This is a genomic window from Roseateles sp. GW823-FHT07B05, from assembly GCF_058794515.1.
In genome coordinates this window covers 114,063-128,344 of record NZ_JBXAGX010000002.1, presented here as the reverse complement: position 1 = coordinate 128,344, position 14,282 = coordinate 114,063, and the positions used below count along the sequence as shown (strand labels likewise).

Here is a 14,282-nt window from a genome sequence, read left to right as displayed (position 1 = left end):
GGTCAGGCTTTCTTGTGGCTCAGCGCGGCCTTGATGAAGGCCGTGAACAGCGGGTGGCCGCCCCAGGGCGTGGACTTGAACTCGGGGTGGAACTGCACGCCGACGAACCAGGGGTGCACGTCGCGCGGCAACTCGACCATCTCGGTCAGCTTCTCGCGCTGCGTGATGGCCGAGATGACGAGGCCGGCCTGCTGCAGGCGGTCGAGGTAGTGCTCGTTGGCCTCGTAGCGGTGGCGGTGGCGTTCGGTGACGACGGGGCCGTAGATGTCCGCCGCCAGCGTGCCCGGCTTGACGTCGGAGCTCTGCGCGCCCAGGCGCATCGTGCCGCCGAGGTCGGAGTTGGCGTCGCGCTTCTGGATGCTGCCGTCGGCGTCCTGCCACTCGTCGATCAGCGCGATGACGGGGTGGGGCGTCTCGGGGTCGAACTCGGTGGAGTTGGCGCCCGTCAGGCCGGCCATGTGGCGGGCGTACTCGATGGTCGCGACCTGCATGCCCAGGCAGATGCCCAGGTAGGGCACCTTGTGCTCGCGGGCGTATTGCGCGGCCAGGATCTTGCCTTCCACGCCGCGCTTGCCGAAGCCGCCGGGCACGAGGATGGCATCGAAGGCGCTCAGCGAGCCGACCGTCTCGGGCGTCAGCGTCTCGCTGTCGACGTATTCGATCTTCACGCCGGCGTGGTTGTGGATGCCGGCGTGGCGCAGCGCCTCGTTGAGCGACTTGTACGAGTCCGACAGGTCGGTGTACTTGCCGCACATGGCGATGGTGATCTGCTCCTTGGGGTTCTCGACTTCGAAGACCAGGTTGTCCCAGCGCTTCAGGTCGGCCGCCTTGGTGTTGAGCTGCAGCTTGGTGCAGATGAGCTGATCCAGGCCCTGCTCGTGCAGCACGCGCGGCACCTTGTAGATGGTGTTGACGTCCCACATCGAGATCACGCCGTACTCCGGCACGTTCGTGAACAGCGAGATCTTCTCGCGCTCGTCGTCGGGGATGCGGCGGTCGGCGCGGCACAGCAGCGCGTCGGGCTGGATGCCGATCTCGCGCAGCTTCTGCACGGTGTGCTGCGTCGGCTTGGTCTTCAGCTCGCCGGCGGCGGCGATCCACGGCACGTAGGTCAGGTGCACGAAGGCGACGTTGTTCGGGCCGGCCTTCAGGCTCATCTGGCGCGCGGCTTCGAGGAAAGGCAGCGACTCGATGTCGCCGACCGTGCCGCCGATTTCCACGATCGCCACGTCCACGGCTTCGGGCGTGCCCTGGCCGGCACCGCGGCGGATGAACTCCTGCATCTCGTTGGTGATGTGCGGGATCACCTGTACGGTCTTGCCGAGGTAGTCGCCGCGGCGTTCCTTCTCCAGCACGGACATGTAGATCTGCCCGGTGGTGAAGTTGTTGGCCTTCTTCATCCGCGTCGTGATGAAGCGTTCGTAGTGGCCGAGGTCGAGGTCGGTTTCTGCGCCGTCGTCGGTGACGAAGACTTCACCGTGCTGGAACGGCGACATCGTGCCGGGGTCGACGTTGATGTACGGGTCCAGCTTGATCAGGGTGACTTTGAGGCCGCGCGATTCGAGGATGGCAGCCAGTGACGCCGACGCGATGCCCTTGCCCAAGGAGGACACCACACCGCCGGTGACGAAGACGTATTTGGTCATGTCTTGCAGCAGCCCAGAACAGGCTGCTGTGGTGGGAAATGCTGATTGTAGAAGAAGAGCTGCGACCCGCCGACCGCGGCAGGGCGTCAGCGCAGCAGTTCCAGCACCAGGTCGGCCGTTTCGTCGGGCTTCTCGAACGGGTAGAGGTGCGAGCCCTCCATCCAGCGCCAGTTCTCGCCGGCCAGCTTCTTCGACGCGGCCGCGCCGGCCTGGCGCAGTTCGGCGGAGCGCGTGCCGCCGACGAAGGCGACCGGGCATTGCGGCGGGCGCAGGCGCAGCAGCAGCGGCAGGTGATGCGGCAGCGTGCGGTAAATGTGGGCCTCGACGTCGCGTGTGAAGCGCAGCCGCACCTGGCCGTCGGCCTCCTCGAAGCCGGCGTCCACGTAGTCGGCCAGCACGCGCGGGTCCCAGCGGGCAAACATCTTCTTGGCGCCGAAATGCGCACGCACCGCATCACGGTCGGGCCAGACATGGCGGCGATCGCGGGCGATCTTGGACGGGCCGTAGCGATGGATCAGCCCCGTCGTCTTGGCCACGGCGACAGCCGCCGCCTTCCAGCCAGCCACGACCGGCGAGTCCAGCATGACGAGGCGGCTCACCAGCTCGGGCCGGCGGCACGTCGCCAGCAGACTCACCATGCCGCCCAGCGAATGGCCTACCAGCGCGACCGGGCTGTCGGGCCTCACATCGGTGTCGATGAAGTGCAGCAGCTGGTCACGCAGCCGGCGCCAGTCGCCGGTGACGGGAAAGCGCGGGTCGTGGCCGAAGCGGTCCAGCGCCTCCACGCGCCAGCCGGCGGCGCGCCAGCGCTCGAACAGCACGCGGTAGCAGCCGGCGGGGTAGCTGTTGGCGTGCGAGAAGACGAGAACCTTCTCGCTCATGCTTTGGCCAATCGCTTCAGCTTGTAGAGCGCCTCCAGCGCCTCGCGCGGTGACAGCGCGTCGGGGTCGATGCCGTCTAGCGCCGCGACCAGCTCGCTGGGCTCGGGCAGCGGCGGCGGTGCGGGTGGCGCGGCGAAGAGGTCGAACTGATCGTCCGCCGCGTTGGAGCGGGCCTCCAGCGCCTCCAGCGTCGCGCGCGCCTGGCGCACGAGGCTGGCGGGCATGCCGGCCAGCCGCGCGACCTGCACGCCGTAGCTGCGGCTGGCGGGGCCGGCCTGCAGCTCGTGCAGGAACACGATGTCCTCGCCGCTCTCGACGGCCGACACGTGCCAGTTCTGCGCCATCGGATGCTTGGCCGGGAACTCGGTCAGCTCGAAGTAGTGCGTCGCGAACAGCGTGAAGGCGCGGGTCTTGTCGTGCAGGTGGCTGGCGATGGCGCTCGCCAGCGCGAGGCCGTCGAAGGTCGACGTGCCCCGGCCGATCTCGTCCATCAGCACCAGCGACTGGTCGGTCGCCGAGTGCAGGATGGCCGCGCCCTCGGTCATCTCCAGCATGAAGGTGGACTGCGCGTTGGCGAGGTCGTCCGCCGCGCCGATGCGGGTGTGGATGGCGTCCATCGGGCCCAGGCGGCAGCTCGTGGCGGGTACGTAGGAGCCGATGGCGGCCAGCAGCGCGATCAGCGCCACCTGGCGCATGAACGTGCTCTTGCCGCCCATGTTGGGGCCGGTGATGACCAGCAGCCGCGTGCGGGCGTCCAGCTTGCAGTCGTTGGGCATGAACTCCGCACCACCGGTCTCGGCCAGGCGGGCCTGCACGACCGGATGGCGGCCGGCCTCGATGTCCAGGCAGGGCTGCGGCACGAACTCCGGCCGGCACCAGTTCAGCGTCGCGGCGCGCTCAGCCAGCGCGGCCAGCGCGTCCAGCCCGGCCAGCGTGCGGCCCAGCGCGGTCAGCGGCTCCAGCCGCGTGGTCAGCGCGTCGATGACCTGTTCGTACAGCAGCTTCTCGCGGGCCAGTGCACGCTCGTTGGCCGACAGCGCCTTGTCCTCGAAGGCCTTCAGCTCCGGCGTGATGTAGCGCTCGGCGTTCTTCAGCGTCTGGCGGCGCTGGTAGTCCATCGGCACCTTGTCGACCTGGCCTTGCGTGACCTCGATGTAGAAGCCGTGCACGCGGTTGTATTGCACGCGCAGGTTGGCGATGCCGGTGCGGGCGCGCTCGCGCGTCTCCAGGTCCAGCAGGAAACCGTCGCAGTTCTGCTGGATGCCGCGCAGCTCGTCCAGGTCGGCGTCGAAGCCGTCGGCGATGACACCGCCGTCGCGCGCCAGCAGCGCGGGCTCCAGCGCGATGGCGCGTTCCAGCAGTTCGAGGACGTCGGCCGGCGGGTTCAGTGCGGCCGCGTTCGCCTCGCGCAGCGCGGCCGGCGTCACGGCGCGCAATTGCGGCAGCACCTGCAGCGTCGCGCGCAGCCCGGTCAGCTCGCGCGGACGCACCTGGCGCAGCGCGATGCGGGCCGAGATGCGCTCCACGTCGCTGACCGATTTCAGCGCGTCGCGTAGCGGCTCGTAGCCCTCGGCCTGCAGCGCCGCGATGGCGTCGTGCCGCGCGATGGCCTCGCCGCGGTCGCGTTTGGGGTGCAGCAGCCACTGGCGCAGCATGCGGCTGCCCATGCCGCTCTTGCAGGTGTCCAGCAGCGAGAAGAGGGTGGGGCTGGACTCGCCGCGCAGCGTCTGCACCAGCTCCAGGTTGCGCTGCGTCGCGGGCGGCAGGTCCAGCAGCTCGCCGCTGCGCTGCACGCGCAGCGAGCGCACATGGGCCAGCGCGCGGCCCTGCGTGTGCTCGGCGAACGCCAGCAGCGCGCTGCCGGCTGCGTGGGCCAGCGTCAGCTCATGCGCGTTGAAGCCCTGCAGGCCGGCCACGGCCAGTTGCTCGCACAGCTTGCGCTGGCCCAGGGCCGCGTCGAACTGCCAGCTGGGCCGGTTCGTCACCGGGAAGCGCGCCTTCATGACGCCCGCCGGCTGCGCCTCGCGGTTCACCAGCACCTCGGCCGGCGACAGCCGCGCCAGCCAGGCCGGCAGCTCCGTATCGCTGCACTCGGCCAGCACGATCTCGCCCTGCGTCAGCGACAGCCAGGCCAGGCCATGCCGGCGGCCGTGACCCGAGACGGCCAGCAGCACGGCGTCCTGCTTGTCGGCCAGCAGCTCGGTGTCGGTGATGGTGCCCGGCGTGACGACACGCACCACCTTGCGTTCCACCGGCCCCTTGCCGGCGCCGACCTCGCCCACCTGCTCGGCAATCGCCACGGCCTCGCCCAGCTTGATGAGCTTGGCGAGGTAGCTCTCCAGCGCATGCACCGGCACGCCGGCCATGACCACCGGCTGGCCAGCGCTCTGGCCGCGCGTGGTGATCGTGATGTCCAGCAGCGCATGGCACTTGCGCGCGTCGTCGTAGAAGACTTCGTAGAAGTCGCCCATCCGGTACAGCAGCAGCGTGTCCGGGAAGTCCGCCTTCAGCCCCAGGTACTGGGCCATCATCGGCGTGTGAGGGGCGAGGTCGGGTGCGGTATCGGCTTTCATGGGGCCGCGCATTATCTGGCGCCCCAAAAGCACAAGGCCCGCATCGCGGGCCTTGTTGATTCAGCGAAGCAGCGAATCAGTCTTCCGACTTGAACACCAGCTTGACTTCGTGCGTCTGCGCGGCGCCCGTGCCTTCGAACTTCCACTGGCTCAGGGCGTCGACGGCGGCGCGGTCGAAGATGCGCTTCGGCTCGGCTTCGACGACTTCGACGGCGGAGACCTTGCCGTCGCCGGCGATGGTCATCTTGGCGCGCACGCTGCCGGCGTTGATGTTCTTCTTCACGGCCTCGTTCGGGTACTCCGGCGCCACCTTCTTCAGGACCTTGGCGTCGGCGTGGGCCAGCGTGGCAGCGGCGGCGAGGGCGAGGGCGAGGGCGGAGCGAACGAGCATTTGAGTCTTTCGTGACGTAGAGGTTGGAGGGCGTTGATGGCGGCTCGGAGCCGCGTTGAACCGCATTCTGGCCAAGGCTTCCCCCTTGGGTAAGGGGGGCGGCCGTGCACATGTCACACCGCAATGCTCGGGTTCACCCGTAGTCCAAAGGGGTGCCAACTTCGTCACGCGAAAAAAAGAAAAGCCCTCGCGAGGAGGGCTTGTTCTGCGGACCGGGCGGGTCAGACCGGTGCTTCGTCGCTGTCGGTCTTCTTGATGCGCACGGGAGCGCGCTTCCTGGGTGCTGCCGGCGCGGCGGGGGCCTCCGTGGCCGGCGCGCTCGCCGGCGCCGGGGCCGTCAGGTCTTCGTCCTTGATGACGCGGCTGTAGGGCGCCAGCGTCTGCACCAGCGGCGCGTAGATGCGCGGCGTGCCGGCAAGGACTTCGCGCTGGTGCAGGAAGTCGGCTTCGCCGGTGAAGTTGCCCACCAGGCCGCCGGCCTCGGTGACGATCAGCGAGCCGGCCGCCACGTCCCACGGCTGCAGGCCGGTCTCGAAGAAGGCGTCGTAGTAGCCGGCCGCGACGTAGCAGAGGTCCAGCGCGGCGGCGCCCGGGCGGCGCAGGCCGGCGCATTGCTGCATGACCTCCTCGAACATCTTCACGTAGCGCTTGAAGTTGTCGCCGCGGCGGAACGGGAAGCCGGTGCCGATCAGCGCGTCGCTCATGCGGGTGCGCTTGGACACGCGCAGGCGCTTGTCGTTCAGGAACGCGCCGCGGCCCTTGGTGGCGTAGAACAGGTCGTTGCGGGTGGGGTCGTAGACGACGGCCTGCTCGACCTTGCCGCGGAACGACAGCGCGATGGACGTGCAGTAAACGGGGAAGCCGTGGATGAAGTTGGTGGTGCCGTCCAGCGGATCGATGATCCAGACGTACTCGGAATGCTTGGCGCCGTGGGTGCGGCCGGACTCTTCGGCGAGGATGCCGTGGTCGGGGTAGGCGCCCAGCAGCGTCTCGATGATCACCCCTTCACAGGCGTGGTCGACCTCGGTGACGAAGTCGTTGGGGCTCTTGGTGTTGATGCGCAGAGCCTCCAGATCCAGCGAGGCGCGATTCATGATGGCGCCGGCCGCGCGCGCCGCCTTGATGGCGACATTGAGCATGGGATGGAGGGACGTCTGCTGCATGCGGGGCACTCGCTGGGTAGAAGGGGCTGACAGGGGGAAAGAGCGTCGGGACGGCATCGGCCAGCCCGGATAATCGCCCGATTCTAGCCGCAGCCCCCGTACAAACCCGTGCAATCCACACGCTTCGTCCTCATCAACACCAGCCACGCCGGCAACGTCGGCGCGACGGCGCGGGCGATGAAGGTGATGGGCTTCTCCGACCTCGTGCTGGTGGCGCCGCGCTTTCCCGACGTGGCCTGCCACGAGGAAGCCGTGGCCATGGCCAGCGGCGCGGCGGACATCCTGGTCCGCGCGCGTGTCGTGCCCACGCTGGCCGATGCGCTGGACGGCGTGGACTACGCCTGCGCCACGGCGATGACGCCGCGCGACTTCGGCCCGCCGACGCACGAGCCGCGCCAGCTCTTCACCGAGCTGGCCGCGCGCGAGGCGCCGCCGCGGTTGGCGCTGGTGTTCGGCTCCGAGCGCTACGGCATGGCCAACGAGGATGTCTACCGCTGCCACGCGGTGCTGAGCATCCCGACGCACCCCGACTACGGTTCGCTGAACCTGTCGCAGGCCGTGCAGCTGCTGGCCTACGACCTGCGCCAGGCGCTGGGCGGCTTCGTGGTCGCGGCTCGCACGCCCGACCCCGAACGCGCCGATGCCCGCGCCGTGCAGGGTCTGCTGGACCACCTGCAGACCGCGCTGGTCGATATCGGCTACCTCGACCCGGCCGCGCCCAGGAAGCTGATGCCGCGCCTGAACCAGCTGTTCAACCGCGCCGGCCTGACGAACGAGGAGGTGCATATCCTGCGCGGCATCGCCCGTCAGATGAGCAAGACCTCAGGCCCTTCAGGCCATTGAACGCCCGCCTAGACTGGCCCGCCTTTCCTTTCGGCAGCACACCATGTTCCAGCGCCTGCGCGAAGACATCGCCCTCATCCTGCAACGCGACCCGGCCGCCCGGTCGACGTGGGAGGTGCTGACCTGCTACCCGGGCCTGCATGCGCTGATGCTGCACCGCCGCGCACACTGGCTGTGGACGCATGGCTTCAAGTGGCTGGCGCGCTGGACCTCGCACTGGAGCCGCTGGCTGACGGGCATCGAGATCCACCCCGGCGCGCGCATCGGCCGCAAGGTGTTCATCGACCACGGCATGGGCATCGTCATCGGCGAGATGGCCGAGATCGGCGAAGGCTGCACGATCTACCAGGGCGTGACGCTGGGCGGCACGTCGCTCGTCAAGGGCGCCAAGCGCCACCCGACGCTGGGCCCGGGCGTCATCGTCGGCGCCAATGCCTGCGTGCTGGGTGGCTTCACGGTCGGCGCCGGTGCGCGCATCGGCTCGGGCGCCATCGTCACCAAGCCGGTGCCGGCGGGGGCTACGGCCGTGGGCAACCCGGCCCGCATCATCGAGGCCGCCAGCGACCAGGCCCGCGAGGAGGCCGCCGCGCGCATGGGCTTCTCGGCCTACGGCGTGGCCCATGGCGACGACCCGGTGGCGCAGGCCATGCGCGGCCTCATCGACAGCGCGTCGGGCCACGAGCACCAGATCGCGCTGCTGTGGGACGCCGTGTGCAAGCTGTCGACCGAGCTCGGCAAGCCGGTCGGCGACTGCGTGCCCTGTGACGCGCAACGCGACGAGGCCTTCGACGCCGCGGAGATGAGCCGGCTCGTCAAGTAGTCGCGCGTCGGGCCGGAAAAGCGGCCGCGGCGTGCGTGAGAATCGAGCTCCCCCGGGCGCAGGCCCGACCCGAGACGGCCCGATTTGCTGCTGCGCGCATTCCGACTGCGGTTTCACCCTGGCTGGCGCCTGGCGCTGGCCCTGGCGCTGCTCGCCGCGCTGGCGCCGCGCGTGGGTGCCGCCGAGCCGCGCCACGAGCGGCTGGCCGACATCGCCTTCCAGCACATCGGCCAGGACCAGGGCCTGCCCAACGCCATCGCCACGGCGATGGCCGAGGACGGCCGCGGCTTCCTGTGGATAGGCAGCCCGGGCGGGCTGTCGCGCTGGGACGGCTACCGCTTCCGCGTCTACCAGGCCGACCCGGCTCGTGACGGCGCGCTGCCCGACAACTACGTGCAGGCGCTGCATGGCGACACCCGTGGCCGCCTGTGGGTGGGCACCACGTCGGCCGGCCTGCTGCGCCATGACCCGGCCACTGACCGCTTCATCACCTACCCCGTGGGCGGCGACCAGGGCCTGAGCCACGTCAGCGTGCGCCAGGTGCTGGACGACGGCGACGGCAACCTGTGGGTGCTCACCGATGGCGGGCTGGACCGGCTGGACCCCGCCAGCGGCCGCATCGAGCATGCCAGCAAGGGCTGGGCGGCGCCGGCCGGCCCCCAGGTGCGCGTGCTGCTGCGCGACCGCCGCGGCACGCTGTGGCTGGGCAGCGCGGCCGGGCTGTTCCGCCGCGAGCCGGGTGCTGCGCAGCTGGAGGCCGTGCCGCTGCGCGGCGGCACCGTCGTGCAGCCCGAGGTGCTGCGCCAGGACGGCGCCGGGCGCCTCTGGGTGGGCACGCTGCAGCACGGCGTCTTCGTGCTGCCGGACGAAGGCCGTGCGCCAGCCTCGCCGGTGCGCGAGCAGGGCACGCCCGACGGGCTGGACCTGCTCAGCAGCAGCCAGATCGCCGGCATTGCCGAGGTGAGGCCCGGCGAGGTGTGGGTGGCGACGCAGAGCCAGGGCCTGGTGGCCGTGGACGTCGAGCGCGGCCAGACGCGCCGCATCCGCCACGTGCCCGCCTGGCCCATGAGCCTGGGCGACAACGCGCTGCGGGCGCTGTACCGCGACCGGGCTGGCCAGGTCTGGGTGGCCACCAACCGCGGCCTGAGCCGCTGCGACCCGCGCCAGACCGCCGTGCTGAACCGCTTCGGCATGACGCCCGACGGCGCCGATGCGCTGGACGCGCGCTTCGTCAGCACCGAGGTCAGCTGGATACAGCCCATGCCCGACGGCCGGCTGTGGCTGGGCACGCACAAGAACGGCATCGACATCCTGGACGCCGACGGCCGGCGCATCGGCGCGCTGCGGCCCGACGCCGCCCGGCCCGAGTCGGCGCTGCCGCCGGACATCGTGCTGGCGATGGCGCCGGCGCCCGACGGCGGGCTGTTCATCGGCACCAAGCGCGGGCTGTACCGCGCCGACGCCGCTGGCCGCCAGGTGCAGCGCGTGGCCCTCGCCGGGCGCGACCCGGCCGCCTCCGTCTGGGCGCTGCTCGCCGAGGGCGACGACCTGTGGATAGGCGGCCAGACCGACGGCCTGTGGCGGCTGGGCCTGCGCGACGGCCGGGCCGAGGCCGTCACGCTGGCCGCGCCAGGCCTCAGCGACCAGCGCGTCACGGTCATGGTGATGGACGAGCGCGAACCCGGCGTGCTGTGGGTGGGCACGCGCCACGGGCTGAACCGCGTCGAGGTGGCCGGCCGCGCGGTGACCCGCTGGCTGCCCGGCGTCGCGGGGCCGCGGCAGCTGTCCGCCGGCTTCGTCTCCGCGCTGCTGACCGACGAGCGCGGCCGGCTGTGGGTGGGCAGCTACGGCGGCGGCATTGACATCCTGGGCTACGGCAGCGAGCCGCTGCAGCGCCTGGGGCTGGCGCAGGGCCTGCCGGATTCCACCGTCAACGCGCTGCTGCGCGACGTGCAGGGCCGCGTCTGGGCCAGCACCGACAACGGCCTGGCGCGCATCGACCCGCAGACCCACGTCGTGCTGTCGCTGCGCCGCGCTGAGGGCGTCGTGTTCCCGACCTATTGGACCGGCTCGGCCGCGCGCACCGAGCGCGGCGAGCTGCTGTTTGGCGGCGCGGGCGGCGTGACGGTGGTGCAGCCGCAGAAGCTGCAGCCCTGGCACTACCGGCCGAGCGTGCTCGTCAGCGACGTCAAGCTGGGCGGCCGGCCCGTGCTGGGCGGTGCCGCGACGGCGGGCTTGACCGTGCAGCCCGATGCCAACAGCCTGGCCGTCGAGTTCTCGTCCACCGACTTCTCGGCGCCCGAACGCAACCGCTACGCCTACAGGCTGGAGGGCTACGACGCCGACTGGGTGGCCACCGACGCGACGCGCCGGCTGGCCGCCTACGCCAACCTGCCGCCGGGCGACTACCGGCTGCACCTGCGCGCCTCCAACCGTGACGGCCGCTGGGGCGAGCATGTGCTGACGCTGCCGGTGCGCGTGCTGCCGGCCTGGCACCAGACCTGGTGGTTCCGCATCGGCTTCGCGGCGGGCCTGCTGCTGCTGGTACTGGGCGCCGTGCGCATGCGCACAAGGCTGCTGCGCCAGCGCCAGCGCGAGCTGGAGAGCAAGGTGCGCCAGCGCACCGCCGAGCTGGAGGCCCTGCACGTGGCGCTGCAGGAGAAGTCGGCGCAGCTGCAGATGAGCAGCGTGACCGACCCGCTGACCGGCCTGCACAACCGCCGCTTCCTGGCCGACCACATCGAGCAGGACATCGCCGCCTGCCTGCGCCGCGCGCAGGAGACGCTGGCGGCCGGCGGCCAGCCGCTGGACACCGACAACGTGTTTCTGCTGGTGGACGTGGACGCGTTCAAGCGCATCAACGATCGCTACGGCCACGCCGCGGGCGACGCGGTGCTGGTGCAGTTCGGCACGCGGCTGCGCGCGACGCTGCGCGAGTCCGATTACCTGGTGCGCTGGGGTGGCGAAGAGTTCCTGGCCGTGGCCCGGGACACCGACCGCGCGCAGGCCGCGGAGCTGGCCGAGCGCATGCGCGCCGTCATCGCCGAGGCGCCGTTTGAGCTGGAGGACGGCGGCCGCATCGAGGTGACCTGCTCGGTGGGCTTTGCCTGCGTGCCGTTCGAGCTGGAGCGGCCGCTGGCGCGCAGCTGGCAGCAGGTGGTCAACCTGGCCGACCTGGGTCTGTACGCCGCCAAGCGCGCCGGCCGCAATGCCTGGGTGGGCGTGCACGCCGCCGCGGGGCGCGGCGCCCTCGGCCAGCGGGTGGTGGGCGGCTTCGGGCTCAGCAGCAACCGGCCGTTGGACGACGTGGCGGCCGCGCTGGCGTCGCCGACGGAGCCGGGCGCCTTCGTCGACGGCTAGGCGGCCGCGGGCCGCTGCGCGCTCTTGGGCCGGAAGGCCTTGCAGACCTCGTCGCGCGTTTGCAGGTAAGGCCCGCCGATGAGGTCGATGCAGTAGGGCACGGCCGCGAAGATGCCGCTGGCCTGCTCGTGGCCCGCCAGCGTCTCGGCGATGGCCTTGGGTTGGCCTGGCAGGTTGATGACAAGCGCCTGGCCGCGGATGACGGCCACCTGGCGCGACAGGATGGCCGTCGGCACGAAGTGCAGCGAGATCTGGCGCATCTGCTCGCCGAAGCCCGGCATCACGCGGTCGGCCACGGCCAGCGTGGCTTCGGGCGTCACGTCGCGCGGCGCGGGGCCGGTGCCGCCGGTGGTCAGCACGAGGTTGCAGCGCTCGGTGTCGACGAGGTCGACGAGCGCAGCCGAGATGCCGGCCTGCTCGTCGGGGATCAGTCGCGGCACGAACTCGATCGGGTTCAGCAGCGCGCGGGTCAGCCAGTCCTTCAGGGCCGGCAGGCCCTTGTCCTCGTAGACGCCGGTGGACGCCCGGTCGCTGATGGAGACGATGCCGATTCGAACGGGCTCAGGGACCGCGTCACTCATCGGCCGCGCCTTCCTGGGGCTCGCTGGCCTTGATGAACTGGAACAGCTCGCGGAACGCGCGGCCGCTGCGCTTCTCGGGCTCGTTGGCCGCGTCCTTGCGCGCCGCGCGCACGAGGTTGCGCAGTTGCTGGATGTCGACGTCGGCATGCTCGCCGATGAATTCCTGCAGCGCGTCGTCGCTGGCCAGCAGGCGCTCGCGCCAGCGCTCGGACTGGTGCAGCTTGAGGCTGTCCTGCGCATGGCCCAGCTTGAAGGCGGCCACGGCCTCGCGCACGGGCTCGGGGTCGATCTTGCGCATCAGCTTGCCGATGTACTGCATCTGGCGGCGGCGGCCTTCGAAGTTGGTGATCTTCTTGCAGGCCTTCAGCGCGTCGTACAGGATCTCGGGCAGCGCCAGCGGCTCCCAGCGGCTCTCGGGCAGGGCCAGCAGATCCTCGCCGAGCTTCTGCAGCGCGGTCATGTCGCGCTTCATCTGGGACTTGCTGGGGCGATCGAAGTCGTCGTCGTCTTCGAATTCGGGGGTGTGTTCTTGCATTGGTGGCCGGGATCGAGCGAGACCTATGATTGTCGCCCACCCCGATTCAGTGCCTTTCATGTCCCAAGCCCAAGACGGTTTTGCCTACAGCCCCGAGCAGTTCCAGCAGTGGATCGCCGATGCCCTCGCCGAGGCGAAGAAGCTGGGCGCCAGCGACGCGGGTGCCGAGGTGTCGGAGGGTTGCGGGCTGTCGGTGTCGGCGCGGCTGGGCAAGCTGGAGAACGTGGAGCGCAACCGCGACAAGTCGCTGGGCATCTCGGTCTACCTGGGCCAGCGCCGCGGCAACGCCAGCACGTCTGACTTCTCGCCGCAGGCCATCCGCGACACGGTGCGCGCGGCCTACGACATCGCCCGCTTCACGGCCGAGGACGAGTTCGCCGGCCTGCCCGACGCGGCCGACCTGGCGCTGGACGCCTCCGCGCGGCCCGAGCTGGACCTGTTCCACCCCTGGGCCATCGACGCGGCGCAGGCGGCCGAGATCGCGCTGCGCTGCGAGGCCGCGGCACTGGCCGTGGACAAGCGCATCACCAACAGCGAGGGCGCGGCCGTGTCGGCGCAGCAGTCGCACTTCTGGATGGGCAACACGCGCGGCTTCCAGGGCGGCTATGCCAGCTCGCGGCATTCGCTGTCGGTGGCGCCCATCGCCGGCCGCGGCAACGGCATGCAGCGCGACGCCTGGTACAGCTCCATGCGCGACGCGGCCGACCTGTCCTCGCCCGAGGCCGTGGGCCGCTACGCGTCGGAGCGCGCGCTGTCGCGCCTGAAGGCCCGCAAGGTCGCCACGGCCGAGGTGCCGGTGCTGTTCGAGAGCACCGTGGCCATCGGCCTGCTGGGCGCGCTGGTGCAGGCTACCAGCGGCGGTGCGCTGTACCGCCGCACGACCTTCCTGCTCGACAGCCTGGGCCAGCCGGTCACGGCGGCGCACATCGACATCAGCGAGGACCCGCATGTGCGCAAGGGCAAGGGCAGCTCGCCGTTCGACGACGAGGGCGTCGTCACGCGTGCCCGCTCGGTGGTGCAGGGCGGCGTGCTGCAGGGCTACTTCCTGTCGAGCTACTCGGCGCGCAAGCTGGGCATGAAGACGACCGGCCATGCCGGCGGCTCGCACAACCTGCGCATGACCAGCCGCGCCACGGCGCCCGGCGACGACCTGCCGACGATGATCCGCCGGCTGGGCCGCGGCCTGCTCGTGACCGAGCTGATGGGGCAGGGCGTCAACTACGTGACCGGCGACTACTCGCGTGGCGCCAGCGGCTACTGGGTCGAGAACGGCGAGATCGCCTACCCGGTGCACGAGGTCACCATCGCCGGCAACCTGAAGGACATGCTGCAGAGCATCGTCGGCATCGGGTCCGACGAGTACACGATGGGCACCAAGACGGTGGGCTCGGTCCTCGTCACCGGCATGAAGCTGGCGGGGAATTGAGGCCCCTCGCCCAGTCGGCTTTGCTGGATGATGGTCGCCTGGTCGGGACCGCTCTGCGGCGCT

Annotated in this window: 11 protein-coding genes; 4 read left to right on the top strand and 7 right to left on the bottom strand. The window is 70.8% G+C overall.

All coding sequences use genetic code 11. From position 1 onward, the window contains the following. Nucleotides 1-2: 2 nt before the first annotated feature. The 5 genes from pyrG to AC1Q7O_RS04875 all read right to left on the bottom strand — a co-directional run bounded on the left by pyrG (nucleotide 3) and on the right by AC1Q7O_RS04875 (nucleotide 6,654). Complete coding sequence (pyrG, locus tag AC1Q7O_RS04895; RefSeq protein WP_492658311.1) at nucleotides 3-1,646, bottom strand: CTP synthase; 1,644 nt, start codon at nucleotides 1,644-1,646, stop codon at nucleotides 3-5. 86 nt (nucleotides 1,647-1,732) lie between these two features. Then, nucleotides 1,733-2,527 (bottom strand): alpha/beta fold hydrolase, encoded by a 795-nt coding sequence (locus AC1Q7O_RS04890; RefSeq protein ID WP_492658312.1) that lies wholly within the window; start codon nucleotides 2,525-2,527, stop codon nucleotides 1,733-1,735. Then, nucleotides 2,524-5,100 (bottom strand): DNA mismatch repair protein MutS, encoded by a 2,577-nt coding sequence (mutS, locus tag AC1Q7O_RS04885; protein ID WP_492658313.1) that lies wholly within the window; start codon nucleotides 5,098-5,100, stop codon nucleotides 2,524-2,526. The genes AC1Q7O_RS04890 and mutS overlap by 4 nt, the downstream gene beginning before the upstream one ends. A 76-nt stretch (nucleotides 5,101-5,176) precedes the next feature. Next, a complete protein-coding gene (locus tag AC1Q7O_RS04880; RefSeq protein WP_492658314.1) occupies nucleotides 5,177-5,491 on the bottom strand; it encodes an energy transducer TonB in 315 nt (104 codons plus the stop codon). A gap of 221 nt (nucleotides 5,492-5,712) precedes the next feature. Next, entirely contained in the window at nucleotides 5,713-6,654 is a 942-nt protein-coding gene (locus AC1Q7O_RS04875) for an inositol monophosphatase family protein (protein ID WP_492658315.1), read from the bottom strand. A gap of 108 nt (nucleotides 6,655-6,762) precedes the next feature. Between AC1Q7O_RS04875 and AC1Q7O_RS04870 the strand changes: the two genes are divergently transcribed. From AC1Q7O_RS04870 to AC1Q7O_RS04860, 3 genes are all read left to right on the top strand, one after another. Beyond that, nucleotides 6,763-7,497, top strand: a complete 735-nt coding sequence (locus tag AC1Q7O_RS04870) for an RNA methyltransferase (RefSeq protein ID WP_492658316.1) — start codon at nucleotides 6,763-6,765, stop codon at nucleotides 7,495-7,497. A 43-nt stretch (nucleotides 7,498-7,540) separates the two neighbouring features. Next, a complete protein-coding gene (gene cysE / locus AC1Q7O_RS04865; RefSeq protein WP_492658317.1) occupies nucleotides 7,541-8,317 on the top strand; it encodes a serine O-acetyltransferase in 777 nt (258 codons plus the stop codon). An 84-nt stretch (nucleotides 8,318-8,401) separates the two neighbouring features. Further along, entirely contained in the window at nucleotides 8,402-11,677 is a 3,276-nt protein-coding gene (locus tag AC1Q7O_RS04860) for a two-component regulator propeller domain-containing protein (protein ID WP_492658318.1), read from the top strand. Here the strand turns inward: AC1Q7O_RS04860 and mog are convergent. Both mog and yjgA read right to left on the bottom strand, forming a co-directional pair. Beyond that, nucleotides 11,674-12,258: a molybdopterin adenylyltransferase gene (gene mog, locus AC1Q7O_RS04855; protein WP_492658319.1), complete on the bottom strand. Its 585-nt coding sequence runs from the start codon at nucleotides 12,256-12,258 to the stop codon at nucleotides 11,674-11,676. The two genes, AC1Q7O_RS04860 and mog, sit on opposite strands and share 4 nt — an antisense overlap. Continuing rightward, on the bottom strand, nucleotides 12,251-12,793 hold the full coding sequence (gene yjgA / locus AC1Q7O_RS04850) for a ribosome biogenesis factor YjgA (RefSeq protein ID WP_492658320.1): 543 nt from the start codon (nucleotides 12,791-12,793) through the stop codon (nucleotides 12,251-12,253). The genes mog and yjgA overlap by 8 nt, the downstream gene beginning before the upstream one ends. Nucleotides 12,794-12,851: 58 nt before the next feature. On the opposite strand from yjgA, the gene pmbA reads away from it, so the two are divergent. After that, nucleotides 12,852-14,219: a metalloprotease PmbA gene (gene pmbA, locus AC1Q7O_RS04845; RefSeq protein ID WP_492658321.1), complete on the top strand. Its 1,368-nt coding sequence runs from the start codon at nucleotides 12,852-12,854 to the stop codon at nucleotides 14,217-14,219. Nucleotides 14,220-14,282: the final 63 nt, after the last annotated feature.